This is a genomic window from Mucilaginibacter sediminis, assembly GCF_051903035.1.
Classification (GTDB): domain Bacteria; phylum Bacteroidota; class Bacteroidia; order Sphingobacteriales; family Sphingobacteriaceae; genus Mucilaginibacter.
Genome location: NZ_CP170602.1, coordinates 1,908,958 through 1,923,158 on the forward strand (window position 1 = coordinate 1,908,958; position 14,201 = coordinate 1,923,158).

The window sequence follows — 14,201 nt, forward strand, 5'->3', positions numbered from 1 at the left end:
TTTTTCAAAAGTAAAAAAGCCATCCACAAAATCGGGATGGCTTTTCAATAAAAAGTATGAGAATTATTTAATGATATCCCTTAGCTGTAAAGCTTTGATGATAGCACGATATCTTTCAATGTCTTTTTTGTACAGGTACGCTAACAATCCGCGGCGTTTACCTACTAATTTTTGCAGTGATAACTGGGTAGAAAAATCGTGTTTATTTTTCTTAAGGTGACCAGTTAAGTGTGCGATGCGGTGAGTGAATAATGCTACCTGACCTTCGGTTGAACCAGTGTCTGTAGCACCCTTACCGTGTTTTGCAAAGATCTCTGCCTTTGTCTCTTTACCTAAATACATTACTTGAATAATATTAAAGCGTTAAATACTTTTGTTAATTGTGGGTGCAAAGATAGTGATTAAATTCAAAAGTAAAAATTCAAAATTCAAAAGGTTGGTGAGTGGTTGATTGGGTTAATTAGGTGAGTGGTTGACTGGGTAGCCGCTCCCGCGAGCTTTCAGCTCGTGGGTTACAGGGTTTCAGCTTTCGGTTGGAACAAACCGGAGTATCGTTGCATATAAAATCTCAACCACTCACCTAATCCCGCCTAAACCAAATACTCCCCGGCTTTCCCGTATTTTTCCAGCTGCCTTATGCCGGTGCTGGAGATATGCTCAAACTCCATATCACAAAATATGGCAATAACATTGATACTTTTATCGCCAAGCTCCTGCATATAGCGGTACTGGTTTAATTCATATTGCAAATCCGATCCATTGCGTAAACCACGGATTATTGTTACCGGGTAGCCCAGGTTACCGGTAAAATCAGTTAGTAAACCCCCGTACGTGGCTAATTGCCTGTATTTTAAAATATCGGGTAAAGCATAACTGGAAGCATCTTTACCGGGGTTAACGCCGCGGGCTATGATTACCTTATCAAATACCTGTTCGGCTTTTTGCAGTATATTAAAGTGGCCTTTATGAAATGGGTTAAAACTACCGGGGTAAACCGCTATCCTGGGCCGGCGGGTGCGCACGTAATCAATTAAATATGCCAGTGCGGGGTTGTTTATATTTCGCTGTAAACTCTGCAGCACCTCTACCCTCTTCTCGCGGTAAATGGCATAATCAACAAACTGAAACTCCTTAAATATCTGCTGCTCATACTGCAGCAATTTATCAAAAGGCTGCTTGAGAATATTTAAATCGGCATCACAAAACACTTTTGATAACTCTGTTTTGGGCTGATGATTTTTGGTATCGAGGATGATCTGCGTTACTTCGTCCTTTAATTGCTGGTCGCCGATAAACACTTCATTAAAAAACTTTGCCGAATCTTCTTCGTTTGTAGCCGACCGCGGATCATAAATAATGTCATGAAATACTGTGGCAAGCAGCAATGCATCATTATCGGCAAAACCCTTTAATTCCAGCTGCCAACACAAATCGTCCAGATGCTCCAGCGTATGGTAAAACCGGTGCGGTTCGCGGTAACGGTTTAGTATATCCGCATCAAGGCCAAGCTCCATAAGCCGGTTTGTTTGTTCTGTAATTTTCATAGCGCTTTAATTACCCCACAATGCTACAAACAAATAGCTTTAAAATTGCAAGTCATTTTTGAATTTTGACTTTTGAATTTTGACTTTACAGACTCCCTATCCAGCTTTTATAAATAGCCGCCTGTAACGGATCGGGATTAGGTAGCGGACTTATCTTAAAAGTTTTTTCTTTTTTACTGCCCAGTATGATAGTTACGTCGCGTTTCTCGGTTCCTTTTTGTATGGTGAGCGTTAAAGCATCGCCAGTGTTTTTTGCTTCCAGTGCATGGTCTAATAATTTTTGCGTTGCCGGTTGGCCTTCAACGGTTAAAATTTTTGTTCCACCCCTTATGCCTTTGTCCCAGGCAGGCGAATTGGGTTCGACGGTACCAATCATTAGCGTATCGCGTCGTTGCCTGTAATTAATGCCGGCCCATGAGTTATAAGTAACCGTAGCATTAGTATCTATCCGTAAACCACCGTAAGCAAAGTATTTTGGGTAATCGGGTGGTTTAACCGTAGATGCGTATTCAAACACTTCGGGCATTGGCGTGCCGGCCATTTTTTCGCATTCGGCCCTAAATTCCTTTTCGGTAAAGCCCCGGTTAAGCTTTTTGTAATATTTGTAGTAAAGCAACCGCATTACATCATCAAGTGTCTTTTTATTTTGAGTAGCATGCCTGATGTTAAAATCAAGCATTAGGCCAAGCACAGGGCCTTTATCATAATAGGATATGGTTTTATTAATATCCTCATTTACGCGGCCGTTTGGCCCGTCGTTCCAGGTATTATAACTGGCCTGGGTGGCCGACTGGTAAAAATGGCCCGGCTTATTCTCATAGTTTTTAATATTTTCTTCAAAATCTTTCAGCATATCTTCGCCCGTCATTAAACCGGCGCGCCTTGTTATCATATATTCGTAATAAACCGTAAACCCTTCAGATACCCAAAGCATATTGGTGTGGTTCTCTTTCGAATAATCAAACGGGCCCAATTCAACCGGCCTGATGCGTTTAACATTATAATGGTGAAAATACTCGTGGGCTATAAAGTTGTAAAGCCTCTTTTTAGCCTCGGGCGAATTAAAACCCTCACCCCCGCTAAAACTTAACGACGATGAGTTTAAATGTTCGATACCGCCGCCCCCGGCACCTATTGATAAAAAGGTGTAGTGCGTATAAGGTATTTCGCCAATAATATTGCTGCCTGTAACCACAATCTTTTTCAAATCGTCCATAAATGCCTGCCTGTCAAACTCCGGCAGCTTATAACCAATAAAATTGTGCGGTTTATTTTTAACCGTAAACGGAGGCAGCACTTCCAATTCGCCCATTAAAAAGGGACTATCGTACAGCACATCAAAATTATCTGCTTTGTACAGGTGATATTTACCTGCAACCGTATCTAAGCCCGTGGCCACCATTGCATTCCATTTGCTATAGGGTTGCATTTTTATGGTAACCGGATGCCGCAGTTCATTATCCAGGTACATGAATAAACCACCGGGGGTAATGTATCCCCGGGTTTCATCAAGGTAAATATTGCCCACAAAGGGCACCGTGGCTTTAACGTCATACGAAATTTTTACTGCGCCAGGGCTGTTGTGATAAACGCGCCAGGTGTTTTCCGACGCTTTTTGCCACTTCAGGTTTGCGCCCTTGCTATCGGTTACTTTAAAATTTTGTACCGCGGCGGCAAAATCAATAAGCTGGTAGTAGCCTGGAGTCCAGGCACACATCTTAAAATCGAGTGTTTTACCTGGCGTTTTATTGGTAAGCTCAACGTGGTAAAGATGATCGGCCGCGTTCTCCATCGATACAGCGTATTGCATATTTACAGGTTGCTGCTGGGCAAACGAGTTAGCACTTAAAAACAGGGCGGCGATCAACCACCCCTTGCATAATATTTTCATGGCAGATAAGAGTTTTCCGAATATAGAAAAACCGCCGCTAACTTTGTAACGCTCAAATATATTTTCATCGGGCTAAGTTCACCCTCTTTATAACTTAAAATACACCCACTCACCTAATCAGCTTAATCAACTGCCCTACCAATCAACCACTCTCCAACCCAATCATTATATTTGCCCTATGGATACTCCCATCTACTCTACCTTCGAAAGCGAGTTTCGTGTACGCCCGGACGATATCGACATGTTTCAGCATGTACACAACAGCAAATATTTTGATTATGTATTGGCCGCCCGGTACGATCAGATGGAACGTTGCTACGGCATGGCTATGGAAAAATTTATGGAGCGCGGTTTTGGCTGGGTAGTACGCACGGCCCACGTAGATTATAAACGTGCCCTCGCCATGGGCGACTACTTCATTGTAAAAACCGGTATCGAAAGCATCGACGATAAAGGCTGCCGCGTAAAATTCAGCCTAAGCAACAAAGCCACCGGCAAAGTATCCTGCGACGGCTATTTTGATTACGTAATGATTGATATGGCTACCGGAAGAAGTGCCAAGGTCCCTGAGGATGTGATTGCGCAGTATACTATTTAGGGTCTGGGGTCTGGGGTCTGGGGTCTGGGGTCTGGGGTCTGGGGTCTGGGGTCTGGGGTCTGGGGTCTGGGGTCTGGGGTCTGGGGTCTGGGGTGAACTAACGTTCGTAACGTTTGTTTTGATTATCTTAATTTAACAAACATCAGATCTCAGACCACACACCTCAGTCTTCAGACCTCACGATCTCGGGTGAAACTGGCTTATCGTGCTTTTCAGATACTCCCTATCCAGGTGAGTATAAATTTCGGTAGTGGTTATGCTTTCGTGGCCCAGCATTTCCTGTACGGCACGCAGGTCGGCGCCGCCTTCAACCAGGTGGGTGGCAAAGGAGTGGCGGAAGGTGTGCGGGCTGATTGCTTTTTTAAGGCCGATAGTTTGCGCCAGGTCCTGGATCATCAAAAATATCATCTGGCGGCTAAGGCGTGCCCCCCTCCTGTTTAAAAACACAATATCGTCTTCGCCTTTTTTAATGGGGATGTGCACCCGAAGGTTTTCGATATAAATTTTAATGGCTTTGATGGCCTCGGCACCTATGGGTACCAGGCGTTCTTTATTACCTTTCCCGGTAACTTTTATAAATTCTATATCCAGGTACAGGTTAGATAGCTTTAGCTCGGTTAGTTCAGAAACCCGCAGGCCGCTGCCATACAAGGTTTCCAATATCGCTTTGTTGCGCGGGCCTTCCGGTTTAGATAGATCGATGGCGGCTATCAGTTTATTAATATTCTGGTAACTGAGGGTATCAGGCAGCTTACGCCGAATTTTGGGCGATTCCAATAACTCCGACGGATCACTTTTGATAATATCCTCCATCAGCATATATTTGTAAAAAGCCTTGATGCCCGATAGGATGCGTGCCTGCGACGACGGGATCATGCCCAGCTCGGCCGCCCAGGTGATAAACTCCCGCAAATCGGTTAAAGTAATGGTTTCCGGCTTCAGCTTAAATGGCTTGGTTTCGGCAAACTGGTATAGTTTTTCTATATCCCGGCTATAGGCCTCCACAGAATTATCGGCCAGCGATTTCTCTAATTTCAAATAAGCCTGGAAACCTTTTATTGCCGAACGCCAATCCAAATTGATTTTAATTTAATGTATATAAGAAAGAATCAAGATACAAGAATCAAGAATCAAGACAGAAAGCAATATTAGGATATTTTGGTCAACTTCGATGAAAGAATAGGCGATAAAGCTATATTTTCACATTATGCTTTTTTGTGCTTATCTTGATTCTTGGCTCTTGATTCTTGATTCGCATTTTTATACTTAAGTTTGGAGCAATGAAGATACAAATTATAAACGGCCCCAATTTAAACCTGCTCGGCGTTCGCGAAAAATCCATTTACGGCGATACCAGCTTTGAAGGTTACCTTGAACAACTGCGTGCGCGTTACCCTGCCGTAGATATAGCCTACTACCAAAGTAATGTTGAAGGCGAAATTATAAATAAACTTCACGAAACTGGCTTTAGTTATGATGGCATTGTGATAAACGCGGGCGCTTACACCCATACCTCTATCGCCATTGCCGATGCTATCGCGGCTATCAATACGCCGGTTATCGAGGTGCATATATCTAACGTATATAAACGCGAAGAGTTCAGGCATCACTCTATGCTGGCTGCAAGCTGCAAGGGCGTTATTGCCGGTTTTGGTATGGACTCATACAGGCTGGGGGTAGAAAACTTTCTGAACAAATAGTAAGAGTTTCAATAACAGTCTATAACATGTGGTACATGATAAACAACATTCATGATCAAATACACACTAAAAGGACTAAACGCCGAGCAACAAGCGCAGCAGCTAAAAAAGCTTCCCAGCCTTTATAAGCGCCTGGAGGGTTTTGTTACTGCTACAGTTGTTGTTTACCTTATTCTTTTTATGGCGCTGCATGTTAATTACAAAAAACTTGGAACGGAACCGGCGGCAACTCAAATTATAGCCTGTTTACTCGTTTTAGCTATTGCCTCGGCCTTAGCGGTATTTATTTGCAATAAGTTTGTAACGCCACTTAGTAACGCCAAAAAGATAAGTGCCATTAAAACCGGGCAGGTTGAAATTATTACTGTTAAAACATCAAGAGCGATAAAAAGAGCTGATTTTGATGATTTTGGGTCGGCTTTTTATATTGACGTTACTGATAAAAACCGAAAGAAAACCTTGTTTTTATGGGGACAGTACTTGGATGAAGGCGATTGCCAAAATAATTTCCCCAACACCGAATTTGAAATCATCCGCCAACCCGGCAGCGATGAGTTTATGAGTTTTAGATTATTGGGCCAACATTTTAAGGAAGACAAAACCTTGCCACCATTTGATAAAAAAATTTGGCAAACCGGGGCATATCCTGTTAATGGTGATTTACTTGATCAAAGTATTGATGAGATAACTTGAGAGGCTGTCTAAAATTAAAAAAACAAACCGTCATTGAGGTACGAAGCAATCCCAACGATACAAATCGGACCTGCAAAGCTGCCCTGTGAGTAAGGGGATTGCTTCGTACCTCGCAATGACGCGTGGATATGTGCTTCATCAAAATTACGAAAACGTTCATAATTCAAATTAAGACAGCTTCTGACTATTATCCCGTCATCGCTAAACCAACTCCTGCGGTAAATCAGTAAATTTCCGCTTCTTTTTAACAAAAAACTGCCAAACTATGCTGCCCTGGAAAGTACCTTTTGAGTTATGAGTTATGAGTTGTGAATTATATAATCCTTTTGCCTTTTGCCTTTTACCTTTTGCCTTAAATAATCCTAAAACAAAGGCCTGGTGTGCCCTGCTTACGGCCCAGGCATCTTTACGTTTACCTTCCATCACAAACCGGATAAGGGCAAGCAAATCCATTAAAAAGCGGATACTGATAACCCAGCATGCCCTCCGGAAAGGCAGGTTCTTTTTTAACAATAAAAGGTTGTTTCTGAAATTGAGGTAGGTTTTAAAGGGGTTTTCGGTATTGAGCGTACCGCCACCAACGTGGTAAACGGTAGATTCGGCGCAATACATCACTTTATAGCCCATATTTTTCAGTCGCCAGCACAGGTCAATCTCTTCCATGTGGGCAAAAAAGTATTCGTCAAAACCGCCTGCCAGGTCCCAGTATTTCTTTTTGATGAACAACGACGCACCCGAGGCCCAGAAAACCTCGCCCGATTGCTGGTATTGGCCGTGGTCTTTTTCAACTTCATAAAACATGCGGCCACGGCAAAAGGGGTAGCCGTATGCATCAATAAACCCGCCGGCGGCACCTGCGTGTTCAAATGTATCTTTATTGGCAAAAGCTAATAGCTTGGGCGCTGCCGCGGCTATCTTTTCGTCGCTTTCCATCAGGCTTATTACCGGTTCAATCCAACCGGGTACCACCTCAACATCGGAGTTTAGCAGGATATAATAATCAGCATCTACCTGTGCCAGCACACGGTTATAGCCGCCGGTAAAGCCATAATTTTCATTATTTTGAATGATCTTTATCGTAGGATAGTTTTCTTTCACAAACGCCACCGAATCGTCTGTGGAGGCGTTATCTCCCAAAACAACGTCAAGCCCGGGCCAGGTTGAAGCCATCACCGAAGGAAGAAATTGTTTAAGATATTTAATACCGTTCCAGTTTAAAATAACTACGGCAACTTTTGGTGCACTGATCATTTATGTTTGTCCTCCGGCTTAAACTTCCACCTCCGGTGACTCCATAGCCAATATTGAGGCTCCTTCCTGATCACCCCTTCCAGGTATTGCACATGCATTTCGGTTAACTCATGCTCTGCGGTCTGTTTCGGATTTTCTGTCAGCGGAACCAATGTATAAGTGTAATAACCGCGTTTAACGCGTTTCATATCGTAAAAAACAACAGCGGCATCAATTGTTTTCGAAATCTTTTCGATGCCCAGGAAAACCGCTGTAGGCTGGTTTAAAAAGGTGGTAAAATAGTTTACCTCGTTCACACCGGGGGTTTGATCGCCCACCAATACGCTTACCGTTAATTCTTTACGGTACTCTACCATTTTACGCATAGTTTGTTTCATGGCAATGGGCTGCCCCCCAAACCGCGACCGGATCTGGATAAAAAAATCGTTAAAAATTTCGTTATTCAGGGGCTTGTAAACAATCATGAATCTGTTATCGGTCACAAAATTAAAATTCAGCGCGGCCATTTCCCAGTTGCAATAATGGCCTGCTACAGCTATGATGCTTTTACCTTTGGCAAAGTATTCGTGAACTAATTGGGCATTGGTAGCCACTACCCTTTTTTGAATTTGTTTTTCAGATACGGTAATCATTTTTACCGTTTCTACAATCAAATCGGCCAGGTAATGATAGTATTTTCGTTCGATATCCTGGCGTTCCTTTTCAGTTTTTTCGGGGAAGGCGTTGGCCAGGTTTTGCTGTACTACTGCCCTTCGGTAATGAACAATGTGGTAAATAATAACGAACAAAACATCAGATATAAGGTATAAAAACCAAAAGGGCAATAGCGAGGTGAGGTATAAAAATAAAATCCCTAACCTTATAAGCCCCTTTTTTACCATTATTTTAACCAATTTTGACCACAAACATAAAATATATGATTGAAAAAGGTGCTGTATTACCTATGTTTTATCTTCCACCGGTTGAATACTTTGTACAATTAAACACGTACAAGCCTGATATACTGATAGAAAGAGAAGAACATTTCCCCAAACAAACTTACCGTAACCGGGCAAATATCTATTCGCCCGAGGGTATCCTTACATTGGTGGTACCGGTGGTAAAAGGTTCAAAAACACATACCAAAGTTAAAGATGTTAAAATAAGCTACGATTTTGACTGGCAGCGCCTGCACTGGCAAAGCCTTGGCGCGTGTTACCGCCGGTCGGCTTATTTTGAATATTACGAAGAAGACTTTGCCCGTTTTTACGACAAGCAAAAACAGATAACTTATTTATTTGATTACAACCAGGAGCTTTTACAAATGCTGCTCAAATTTCTCAAAATAAAAACTGAGCTGCAGTATACATCCGAATATCATCCAGAGTATCCTTCGGTTCCCGACTTTCGTACATCCATCCACCCAAAAAAAGAAACAGAGTTACAACAAAAACCGTATTTTCAGGTTTTTGAAGACCGACAAGGCTTCCTGCAAAATTTGAGCATTGTCGATTTACTGTTTAACCAGGGCCCGCAGGCCATAAATTATTTGTAGATGAATAATCTGATAAAAAGGGTTAAGTATAACGCCCGCCGCAATGCAGGAAATGTTGGCGACAGCCCCGGGATGATTCGTGTGCCTGAGGGCGCTCTTAAGCCGCATATAGCCATGTTTAGCTATAATAAGGATGAGCTGATAACATCCGAAGGCAAAGACATTAAGGTGATATTAGCGCAGTTAAAAAAATGCGATAACCATACCCATTGGATAAAAATCAATGGACTTGGCGATGCCCGGCTGATTGAACAGATTGGCGAACACCTGAAGATAAATCCTTTGGTTTTAGAGGATATTGCCAATGTTCATCAACGCCCCAAATTTGATGAGTATGAAAATTATGCTTTTAGCACCAGCCGGATTGTGCATTTTAATAAAGAAGATGAACTGATTAACCACCAGTTTTCGGCCATTATAAAAGATAACCTGATCATCAGTTTTGAGGAAGACTATGTGGAGTGCTTCGAGGCCGTTAAAGCACGGTTAAAGGCAGGTAAAGGTGCCATCCGCACGGCAGGGCCCGGATACATGTGTTACGCCCTTACAGATACTATTATCGACACGTATTTTATTTTGCTTGCGCAGATAGGCGACAAACTGGATGCCATTGAAGATAAGGTTTACACCGATGCTGATAAAAGCATCATGTTCAATTCGCAGCAAATTAAGCGGACGCTTATCATCATCCGCCGGGCAAGTTGGCCCGAGCGGGATAAGATAAACGACATGATCCGCTCCGACAGTCCATTGATAACACCCGAAGTTAAGCTATTTTTGCGCGATGCCTATGACCATTGCATCCAGGCGATGGATTTGATTGAAAACTACAAAGAGGTAACCTCCAGCATCATCGACCTTTACCTATCTATGGTAAGCAACCGCATGAACGAGATTATGAAGGTGCTGACCATTATTTCGGCAATATTTATTCCCTTAACTTTTATAGCGGGTATTTACGGTATGAACTTTTCCCGTCAGGACGATAAAGGCCACATCATCCCCGATAATATGCCCGAACTTTACTGGCGGCACGGATATGTTTATGCCATAGTTTTTATGTTTTTGATAGCCATTGTGCAGATATACATATTCTGGAAAAAGGGATGGTTTAATAAATTGTAAGCCGGCCCCTCTGAAAAAATGGGAATGGCACGTAAAAAATCCGTCATTGCGAGGTACGAAGCAATCCCCTACATGGTAAGTCCCACATAGTTCGGGATTGCTTCGTGCCTCGCAATGACGGTAGTTTACAACATTTGTTTAACTATATCCGTTGCACGTCATAACGATTTTTTTCAGGTTTTACCTGATGGATACTCAATGACGCATTTTTGTAGACAGCCTCTTAGAATTCAATTTTTCAAGTCTCCCCTTCAGGGGAGCTTTAGAGGGGTTTGGGCTTCTTACTTCGCAAACTCCGGCTTCAACTCTGCAGCCATGGCTTTCCTGAATTTCAGCACTTTGGGTGTTGATACCGAGGCAATATAGGGTTGGCTTAAATGAGTTTTGTAATAGCCCTGGTGATAATTTTCGGCGGCGTAAAATACGGTAAACGGCACAACCTGGGTAACTACCGGGTTACTATAATGCTTTGATTCATTTACTTTTTTGATTGTACCCAGCAGGATATTTTTCTCTTCGGGCGTACGGTAAAAAGCTATCGAGCGGTAATCTGTACCTTCATCAGGCCCCTGGCGGTTTAACGTAGTTGGGTCGTGGGCAAAAAAGAAAGCTTCGGCAATTGTAGCGTAGCTAATCACCTTGGGATCATAATAAATCTGCACTGTTTCGGCATGGTTAGTGGTGCGGGTGCTAACATCTTCATAGGTCGGATTTTTGGTATTTCCACCGGCATATCCCGAAATAACCTTGTTTACTCCTTTAAGCTCAGACATGGCCTCGCTCATACTCCAGAAACATCCGCCGCCAAAGGTAGCCAGGGCTTCGCCTGTTTTGGGTTTTGGCAACGGGGCCATCGCATCCTGGTTAGGTTGTCCGTTTGCACAGCCTACAAATAAAAATAGGCCGGCAATATATAACATCAACTTTTTCATAATTATTTATGTTTTTACTGTTAGTCGGATATACGCAGGATACCTTACAAGCGGATGGTCATCAATTGGTCACTTTAAGCTACCGTTATGTTAATAGTGTAATGACGCATAGTCTTTAGTCGAAAGTCTTAAGTTTTAAGTCAAAAAAGAATAATTTTACTTTTGACTTAAGACTTAGTACTATTAACTTAACACTACTTCAATTTCGGGCTAATGCCCTGGCCTTTATTCAGTGACTTGCGCACCATAAACAAAATCTCGCCTAAACCATTGGTCTTGATCTCAAAAACGGTAGATAACATCATCCCAAGCTTATCTTTTGTAAAACCTTTACCGCTCATCCACTCCAGGTAACTGATTGGTATATCGGCAATTATTGTGCCTTTGTATTTACCATAAGGCATTGGTGTTTGTACAATATCAATCAATACTTTGGGGTCGGGCTGTAAGTTTTTCACGTGTTAAAGATAATGTTTTTTGGGATTGAAGATTTACCCTGATACTAACCCATTTACTGCAAACACAAAGCAATAACGCGTGTTAGTATTAAAATTATAAATTATGGAACAGCAAATTGAAGCCAAATTAACCGGCACCGACAGTACCATTGATGGCATGTTAGAACCCATTGCTTACGGCAATTTTACAAAAGCATATGAATTTAAGTCGGTTGATGGCACACTGCACCTGGTAATAGCGCAGGAAGCCGATGGCGAATGGATCAGGTTAACCGGCACCGAGCCATACCTGTCAAGTTGGATTGACGAACTTGCAGCCCAGGTGAGTTGAATTGCAAATACACAAACAATAACAACAGAGCACCGGCAATAAGCGCCGGTGCTTTGTTGCATGATACTAAAGCTTAATAGGCTTCATTTTAGGAACAAGCGCATGCATAATTAACCATGCCAGTATGTAGGCGCTGCCGCAAACAAAAAACATGATGTAATAGGCAATTTCTATTTTATGAATAGCCCTGTAGTGCACAAACAGATTTTTTTGTACCGCCATTGACAAAAACACACCACCTATCGACCCAAACATCCCCCCTATACCAGTAACTGATCCTATAGATTTTTTAGGGAACATATCCGACACTGTTGTAAATATATTGGCGCTCCAGGCCTGGTGTGCCGATGCGGCGATACCAATAACCAATACTGCAAGCCACATGTTGATGCCGCCCAAAACCTGTGCAAAAACAATAGGTATCACAAACAACGCGTAAATAAACATGGATGTTTTCCGGGCCTTAAAAACGGCCCAGTTATTCCTGATCAATCTCATTGGCAACCAGCCGCCAAAAATACTTCCAACTGTCGACATGGTATAAACAGCCGCCACGGGGAATGCTACATCGGTACCCTTTAAACCATATTGGCTTTGTAAAAAATCGGGCAACCAAAACAGGTAAAACCACCAGATAGGATCAGTTAAAAACTTACCGATAACAAATGCCCAGGTTTGTTTAAAAGTGAGCAGTTTACCCCATGATATTTTTTCGCCCTCAATTAGTTTTTCATCGGGCGTTGCAGTTTCCTGGTCGCTGTTGATATAATCAAGTTCTGCTTGTGTTACAAATTTATGTTTAGCAGGAGTTTGATAAAAAAAGAACCAGAGTACCAGCCAGATAAAACCAATTGAACCGGTAATAACAAATGCCCAGCGCCAGCCCCAAACAACGGCGATATAGGGTACTGTTAAGGGAGCAACAATGGCCCCGATGTTTGATCCGGAATTGAAGATGCCCGTTGCAAAAGCCCTTTCTTTTTTAGGGAACCACTCGGCTACAGTTTTGATAGCAGCTGGGAAGTTACCGGCCTCGCTAATACCTAATGCCGAACGAACAACTCCAAAACCAAATGTACTGGCAACAAAAGCGTGGCACACTGCGGCTACGCTCCAAAAAAAAGTCGACAAAAAATAGCCCAGCTTAGTGCCTACTTTGTCGATAATACTGCCGGCAGCCAATAAACCTAAGGAGTATGCTATTTTAAATGCAATTTCAATATTGGCGTAATCCCCATCGTTCCATTTGAATTCATCTGTTAGCGGCGACTTTAACAGGCTGATTACAGCCCTGTCAAGGTAATTAATGGTTGTTGCAAAAAAAACAAGCGAACATATCACCCATCTATAATTTCCAACTTTGGCTTCTTTCATTATATAATTGGTTTATATTTTATTGGTTTATAGGCGCAAACAAGGGGAAATTTGCGCTCAGATCAAAAGTTACCGGGCAGCTTTTACCATGTCAAGCAGTGTTACAGTATCACTGTATAATTGGTCGTACAGTTTGTTTTCCAATACATTTTTGCTGATTAGTTTGCTGCCCATACCCACCGCGCAAACGCCGGCCCTAAACCAGCCGCTAATGCTGTTGATATTTAAATCGACGCCACCCGTTGGTATAAACAACTGACCGGCAAACAAATCGCGGATTGATGATACAAACTCCGGCCCCAAAATATTGGCCGGGAAAATTTTTATTAACGCCGCGCCGTGCTGCTGCGCTGTATAAATTTCGGTAGGCGTCATACACCCCGGAATCCATAGCAACTCCTGTTCCGCGGTAAATTCACCCACTTCGGGGTTCACAATTGGCGATACGATAAAATCTGCCCCGGCATCAATAAAAGCTGTCGCCTCATCAAGACTTTTAATGGTGCCTATGCCCAGGTGCAAATCGGGCATTTCGGCCTGTTGAGCCTGTTTTAACACTTTAAAATTGGCCAGCGCGGCGGCTCCGCGATTGGTATATTCAAATACCCTCACCCCTGCTTTGTACAAAGTGCGGGTAATTTCAAGGCTAACCTCGGCATCGGGATAAAAAAACAGCGGCAAGGTGCCCTGTGTTAATATCGCATCCAGTACTATCTCTTTTTTGCTCATCGTTTTGTTAAGTCTTAAGTTTTGAGTCTTGAGTTCTAAGT

16 protein-coding genes are annotated in these 14,201 nt (G+C 42.7%); 6 read left to right on the plus strand and 10 right to left on the minus strand.

What is annotated here, in order from left to right:
• Positions 1-63: 63 nt before the first annotated feature.
• The 3 genes from rpsO to ACFGVS_RS07425 all read right to left on the minus strand — a co-directional run bounded on the left by rpsO (position 64) and on the right by ACFGVS_RS07425 (position 3,435).
• The gene (rpsO, locus tag ACFGVS_RS07415; protein ID WP_090647072.1) at positions 64-342 is read right to left on the minus strand and encodes a 30S ribosomal protein S15; all 279 of its coding nucleotides are present in this window, start codon (positions 340-342) and stop codon (positions 64-66) included.
• Between the two features lie 248 nt (positions 343-590).
• Complete coding sequence (locus tag ACFGVS_RS07420; RefSeq protein WP_439698088.1) at positions 591-1,544, minus strand: adenylyltransferase/cytidyltransferase family protein; 954 nt, start codon at positions 1,542-1,544, stop codon at positions 591-593.
• An 85-nt stretch (positions 1,545-1,629) separates the two neighbouring features.
• Positions 1,630-3,435: a M61 family metallopeptidase gene (locus ACFGVS_RS07425; protein ID WP_439698089.1), complete on the minus strand. Its 1,806-nt coding sequence runs from the start codon at positions 3,433-3,435 to the stop codon at positions 1,630-1,632.
• 178 nt (positions 3,436-3,613) lie between these two features.
• Here ACFGVS_RS07425 and ACFGVS_RS07430 point away from each other — a divergent pair, with 178 nt between their 5' ends.
• Positions 3,614-4,033, plus strand: coding sequence for an acyl-CoA thioesterase (locus tag ACFGVS_RS07430; RefSeq protein WP_439698090.1), 420 nt, complete (start codon positions 3,614-3,616; stop codon positions 4,031-4,033).
• Positions 4,034-4,210: 177 nt separating this feature from the next.
• On the opposite strand, the gene xerD is transcribed toward ACFGVS_RS07430, so the two are convergent.
• The gene (gene xerD / locus ACFGVS_RS07435; RefSeq protein WP_439698091.1) at positions 4,211-5,110 is read right to left on the minus strand and encodes a site-specific tyrosine recombinase XerD; all 900 of its coding nucleotides are present in this window, start codon (positions 5,108-5,110) and stop codon (positions 4,211-4,213) included.
• A gap of 203 nt (positions 5,111-5,313) precedes the next feature.
• Between xerD and aroQ the strand changes: the two genes are divergently transcribed.
• Both aroQ and ACFGVS_RS07445 read left to right on the plus strand, forming a co-directional pair.
• On the plus strand, positions 5,314-5,733 hold the full coding sequence (aroQ, locus tag ACFGVS_RS07440) for a type II 3-dehydroquinate dehydratase (RefSeq protein WP_439698092.1): 420 nt from the start codon (positions 5,314-5,316) through the stop codon (positions 5,731-5,733).
• Between the two features lie 51 nt (positions 5,734-5,784).
• Positions 5,785-6,426 carry a hypothetical protein gene (locus ACFGVS_RS07445; RefSeq protein ID WP_439698093.1) on the plus strand — a complete coding sequence of 214 codons (642 nt, stop codon included), beginning with the start codon at positions 5,785-5,787 and terminating at the stop codon, positions 6,424-6,426.
• Positions 6,427-6,627: 201 nt separating this feature from the next.
• Here the strand turns inward: ACFGVS_RS07445 and ACFGVS_RS07450 are convergent, their stop codons facing one another.
• A complete protein-coding gene (locus tag ACFGVS_RS07450; RefSeq protein ID WP_439698094.1) occupies positions 6,628-7,677 on the minus strand; it encodes a glycosyltransferase family 2 protein in 1,050 nt (349 codons plus the stop codon).
• Positions 7,674-8,558 carry a lysophospholipid acyltransferase family protein gene (locus tag ACFGVS_RS07455; RefSeq protein ID WP_439698095.1) on the minus strand — a complete coding sequence of 295 codons (885 nt, stop codon included), beginning with the start codon at positions 8,556-8,558 and terminating at the stop codon, positions 7,674-7,676. Before ACFGVS_RS07455 ends, ACFGVS_RS07450 begins: the two co-directional genes overlap by 4 nt.
• A gap of 14 nt (positions 8,559-8,572) precedes the next feature.
• Here ACFGVS_RS07455 and ACFGVS_RS07460 point away from each other — a divergent pair, with 14 nt between their 5' ends.
• Both ACFGVS_RS07460 and corA read left to right on the plus strand, forming a co-directional pair.
• Positions 8,573-9,211: a WbqC family protein gene (locus tag ACFGVS_RS07460; RefSeq protein WP_439698096.1), complete on the plus strand. Its 639-nt coding sequence runs from the start codon at positions 8,573-8,575 to the stop codon at positions 9,209-9,211.
• Positions 9,212-10,336, plus strand: a complete 1,125-nt coding sequence (gene corA, locus ACFGVS_RS07465) for a magnesium/cobalt transporter CorA (protein WP_274212881.1) — start codon at positions 9,212-9,214, stop codon at positions 10,334-10,336.
• 281 nt (positions 10,337-10,617) lie between these two features.
• Here corA and msrA read toward each other — a convergent pair whose 3' ends face one another.
• Together msrA and ACFGVS_RS07475 are read right to left on the minus strand one after the other, a co-directional pair.
• Positions 10,618-11,268, minus strand: a complete 651-nt coding sequence (gene msrA, locus ACFGVS_RS07470; RefSeq protein ID WP_439698097.1) for a peptide-methionine (S)-S-oxide reductase MsrA — start codon at positions 11,266-11,268, stop codon at positions 10,618-10,620.
• Between the two features lie 194 nt (positions 11,269-11,462).
• Positions 11,463-11,726 carry a DUF3820 family protein gene (locus ACFGVS_RS07475; protein ID WP_090647026.1) on the minus strand — a complete coding sequence of 88 codons (264 nt, stop codon included), beginning with the start codon at positions 11,724-11,726 and terminating at the stop codon, positions 11,463-11,465.
• 103 nt (positions 11,727-11,829) lie between these two features.
• Between ACFGVS_RS07475 and ACFGVS_RS07480 the strand changes: the two genes are divergently transcribed.
• Positions 11,830-12,057, plus strand: coding sequence for a hypothetical protein (locus tag ACFGVS_RS07480; protein WP_439698098.1), 228 nt, complete (start codon positions 11,830-11,832; stop codon positions 12,055-12,057).
• 66 nt (positions 12,058-12,123) lie between these two features.
• Here ACFGVS_RS07480 and ACFGVS_RS07485 read toward each other — a convergent pair whose 3' ends face one another.
• Together ACFGVS_RS07485 and ACFGVS_RS07490 are read right to left on the minus strand one after the other, a co-directional pair.
• On the minus strand, positions 12,124-13,431 hold the full coding sequence (locus tag ACFGVS_RS07485) for an MFS transporter (protein WP_274212876.1): 1,308 nt from the start codon (positions 13,429-13,431) through the stop codon (positions 12,124-12,126).
• Positions 13,432-13,500: 69 nt separating this feature from the next.
• On the minus strand, positions 13,501-14,160 hold the full coding sequence (locus ACFGVS_RS07490; protein WP_274212875.1) for a bifunctional 4-hydroxy-2-oxoglutarate aldolase/2-dehydro-3-deoxy-phosphogluconate aldolase: 660 nt from the start codon (positions 14,158-14,160) through the stop codon (positions 13,501-13,503).
• Positions 14,161-14,201 lie beyond the last annotated feature (41 nt).

What these genes read in the sequence shown, in the direction of transcription:
- rpsO (WP_090647072.1), bottom strand. Translation starts at nt 342, where the DNA reads ATGTATTTAGGTAAAGAGACAAAGGCAGAGATCTTTGCAAAACACGGT.
- ACFGVS_RS07420 (WP_439698088.1), bottom strand. Translation starts at nt 1,544, where the DNA reads ATGAAAATTACAGAACAAACAAACCGGCTTATGGAGCTTGGCCTTGAT.
- ACFGVS_RS07425 (WP_439698089.1), bottom strand. Translation starts at nt 3,435, where the DNA reads ATGAAAATATTATGCAAGGGGTGGTTGATCGCCGCCCTGTTTTTAAGT.
- ACFGVS_RS07430 (WP_439698090.1), top strand. Translation starts at nt 3,614, where the DNA reads ATGGATACTCCCATCTACTCTACCTTCGAAAGCGAGTTTCGTGTACGC.
- aroQ (WP_439698092.1), top strand. Translation starts at nt 5,314, where the DNA reads ATGAAGATACAAATTATAAACGGCCCCAATTTAAACCTGCTCGGCGTT.
- ACFGVS_RS07445 (WP_439698093.1), top strand. Translation starts at nt 5,785, where the DNA reads ATGATCAAATACACACTAAAAGGACTAAACGCCGAGCAACAAGCGCAG.
- ACFGVS_RS07450 (WP_439698094.1), bottom strand. Translation starts at nt 7,677, where the DNA reads ATGATCAGTGCACCAAAAGTTGCCGTAGTTATTTTAAACTGGAACGGT.
- ACFGVS_RS07455 (WP_439698095.1), bottom strand. Translation starts at nt 8,558, where the DNA reads ATGGTAAAAAAGGGGCTTATAAGGTTAGGGATTTTATTTTTATACCTC.
- corA (WP_274212881.1), top strand. Translation starts at nt 9,212, where the DNA reads ATGAATAATCTGATAAAAAGGGTTAAGTATAACGCCCGCCGCAATGCA.
- msrA (WP_439698097.1), bottom strand. Translation starts at nt 11,268, where the DNA reads ATGAAAAAGTTGATGTTATATATTGCCGGCCTATTTTTATTTGTAGGC.
- ACFGVS_RS07480 (WP_439698098.1), top strand. Translation starts at nt 11,830, where the DNA reads ATGGAACAGCAAATTGAAGCCAAATTAACCGGCACCGACAGTACCATT.
- ACFGVS_RS07485 (WP_274212876.1), bottom strand. Translation starts at nt 13,431, where the DNA reads ATGAAAGAAGCCAAAGTTGGAAATTATAGATGGGTGATATGTTCGCTT.
- ACFGVS_RS07490 (WP_274212875.1), bottom strand. Translation starts at nt 14,160, where the DNA reads ATGAGCAAAAAAGAGATAGTACTGGATGCGATATTAACACAGGGCACC.